The 2,004-nt window shown below is 49.6% G+C and carries 2 tRNA genes and 1 rRNA gene; all 3 read right to left on the bottom strand.

Annotated elements, in window-relative coordinates:
* Positions 1-26: 26 nt before the first annotated feature.
* A tRNA-Ala gene (locus tag C1642_RS00015) sits at positions 27-102 on the bottom strand.
* A gap of 55 nt (positions 103-157) precedes the next feature.
* A tRNA-Ile gene (locus C1642_RS00010) sits at positions 158-234 on the bottom strand.
* A 59-nt stretch (positions 235-293) separates the two neighbouring features.
* A 16S ribosomal RNA gene (locus tag C1642_RS00005) occupies positions 294-1,830 on the bottom strand.
* Positions 1,831-2,004: the final 174 nt, after the last annotated feature.

The following is a 2,004-nucleotide window of genomic DNA, read 5'->3' as shown; positions in this document are numbered from 1 at the left end:
CTGTAATCCGAACTTATCTTAAGTTCTGGTGGAGACTAGGAGAGTCGAACTCCTGACCTCCTGCGTGCAAAGCAGGCGCTCTACCAACTAAGCTAAGTCCCCAGCTTACATCATCAATCATGTATCTTTTATCTATAACTTCAACCAGTCAAAGTCATGGTGGGTCTGACAAGACTTGAACTTGTGACCCCACGCTTATCAAGCGTGTGCTCTAACCAACTGAGCTACAGACCCTCAGATACATCTATGAAGAACAACTTGTTGTGGATTCTTACCAATCGTCAATCTTTCGTTAAGGAGGTGATCCAGCCGCAGGTTCCCCTACGGCTACCTTGTTACGACTTCACCCCAGTCATCGGCCACACCGTGGTAACCGCCCTCTTTGCAGTTAGGCTAGCTACTTCTGGTGCAACAAACTCCCATGGTGTGACGGGCGGTGTGTACAAGGCCCGGGAACGTATTCACCGCGGCATTCTGATCCGCGATTACTAGCGATTCCGACTTCATGGAGTCGAGTTGCAGACTCCAATCCGGACTACGATCGGCTTTTTGAGATTAGCATCACATCGCTGTGTAGCAACCCTTTGTACCGACCATTGTAGCACGTGTGTAGCCCTGGCCGTAAGGGCCATGATGACTTGACGTCGTCCCCGCCTTCCTCCAGTTTGTCACTGGCAGTATCCTTAAAGTTCCCATCCGAAATGCTGGCAAGTAAGGAAAAGGGTTGCGCTCGTTGCGGGACTTAACCCAACATCTCACGACACGAGCTGACGACAGCCATGCAGCACCTGTATCTAGATTCCCGAAGGCACCAATCCATCTCTGGAAAGTTTCTAGTATGTCAAGGCCAGGTAAGGTTCTTCGCGTTGCATCGAATTAAACCACATGCTCCACCGCTTGTGCGGGCCCCCGTCAATTCATTTGAGTTTTAGTCTTGCGACCGTACTCCCCAGGCGGTCTACTTATCGCGTTAGCTGCGCCACTAAAGCCTCAAAGGCCCCAACGGCTAGTAGACATCGTTTACGGCATGGACTACCAGGGTATCTAATCCTGTTTGCTCCCCATGCTTTCGTACCTCAGCGTCAGTATTAGGCCAGATGGCTGCCTTCGCCATCGGTATTCCTCCAGATCTCTACGCATTTCACCGCTACACCTGGAATTCTACCATCCTCTCCCATACTCTAGCTCACCAGTATCGAATGCAATTCCCAAGTTAAGCTCGGGGATTTCACATCCGACTTAATAAGCCGCCTACGCACGCTTTACGCCCAGTAAATCCGATTAACGCTCGCACCCTCTGTATTACCGCGGCTGCTGGCACAGAGTTAGCCGGTGCTTATTCTGCGAGTAACGTCCACTATCTCTAGGTATTAACTAAAGTAGCCTCCTCCTCGCTTAAAGTGCTTTACAACCATAAGGCCTTCTTCACACACGCGGCATGGCTGGATCAGGGTTCCCCCCATTGTCCAATATTCCCCACTGCTGCCTCCCGTAGGAGTCTGGGCCGTGTCTCAGTCCCAGTGTGGCGGATCATCCTCTCAGACCCGCTACAGATCGTCGCCTTGGTAGGCCTTTACCCCACCAACTAGCTAATCCGACTTAGGCTCATCTATTAGCGCAAGGTCCGAAGATCCCCTGCTTTCTCCCGTAGGACGTATGCGGTATTAGCATCCCTTTCGAGATGTTGTCCCCCACTAATAGGCAGATTCCTAAGCATTACTCACCCGTCCGCCGCTAGGTCCGGTAGCAAGCTACCTTCCCCCGCTCGACTTGCATGTGTTAAGCCTGCCGCCAGCGTTCAATCTGAGCCATGATCAAACTCTTCAGTTAAAATCATTTTGCACCTTATTTAAAGACAAGGTACCAATTCTGGCTCATCAATTACTGACTTAAATTTCGCTCAAATAAACTTCGAGTAATTTAAACCAATCAATCAATGAAAATTATTTCGATTAATCAATCAGTAAAAATCCACACAAGTTGTTCTTCAATTCTCTTAATGAT

Origin of the sequence: Acinetobacter sp. AKBS16, assembly GCF_002899995.1 — a bacterium.
Classification (GTDB): Bacteria; Pseudomonadota; Gammaproteobacteria; order Pseudomonadales; family Moraxellaceae; genus Acinetobacter; species Acinetobacter baumannii.
The sequence above is the reverse complement of the archived record's forward strand: the minus strand, read 5'-3'. Positions and strand labels throughout refer to the sequence as shown.